The organism is Clostridium ragsdalei P11 (assembly GCF_001675165.1).
In the GTDB taxonomy this organism is placed as follows: Bacteria; Bacillota; Clostridia; order Clostridiales; family Clostridiaceae; genus Clostridium_B; species Clostridium_B ragsdalei.
Window position 1 is genome coordinate 1 of the sequence record NZ_LROS01000067.1, and the last position, 967, is coordinate 967.

The following is a 967-nucleotide window of genomic DNA, read 5'->3' on the forward strand; positions in this document are numbered from 1 at the left end:
TTTATGAATGAAGAAAATATTGGAACAAATGCTATGAGTGTAGTTATAAAAAGTAAAATGCCAGTTCAAATTTCTGGAGATGATCATTTTATTAATGCATATCATAAGTGGACATGTTCTGCGGCGCCTATAAAAGATAACAAAGGAAGACTTATAGGTGTATTGAATCTTACTGGGTATATTGAATTTGTACATTCCCATACCCTTGGTATGGTTATAGCAGCATCAAATGCTATAGAAGAAATGCTTAAAGTAAAAGAGTACAACAAGATTCAAAATATGAATTACAAGCATATAAAAAATATATTTAATTCCAGTCCTGTTGCTATAATAACCTCAGATATAAATGGTAAGATAAAAATTTGTAATAAAAAGGCACAAAATATGTTTGGCATAAGGGGCAATAAATTAGAGACAAACAATATGGAAGATATTATAGAAAACTGGAATAATATAAAAGAACCTATATATTTAGGAGAAAGTACTTCAAAAGAGACAATTATGGTTTCACTAAGAAATAAGATTCAGTATCAAGTAACTACCAGTTCAATATACAACTATGATGATGATAATAATATTGAGATAGTTTATGTTTTTGAAAAATTTAAAAAGATAAATAAAAGAAATAACGGACAGGCTTACTATACTTTTGGTAAAATAATGGGGCAGGATGAAAACTTTACAAAAGTAATAAATTATGCAAAAAAGATTTCAGATAGCAAATCAACTATACTTATAATGGGGGAAAGTGGTACTGGAAAAGAAGTGTTTGCACAATCAATTCATAATTACAGCAGCAGGGTAGATGGACCATTTGTAGCTTTAAATTGTGGTGCTATCCCTAAACAACTTATAGAGTCAGAGCTTTTTGGATATGAAGAAGGAGCTTTTACAGGTGCCAAAAAAGGTGGAAACCTTGGAAAATTTGAATTGGCAGATGGTGGAACTATGATGCTGGATGAAATTG

At 30.2% G+C, this 967-nt stretch carries 1 protein-coding gene; it reads left to right on the forward strand.

The window, feature by feature from the left end; translation table 11 throughout:
* A partial coding sequence (locus tag CLRAG_RS17905; RefSeq protein WP_154105025.1) for a sigma-54-dependent Fis family transcriptional regulator occupies nucleotides 1-967 on the forward strand: 967 nt, incomplete at both ends.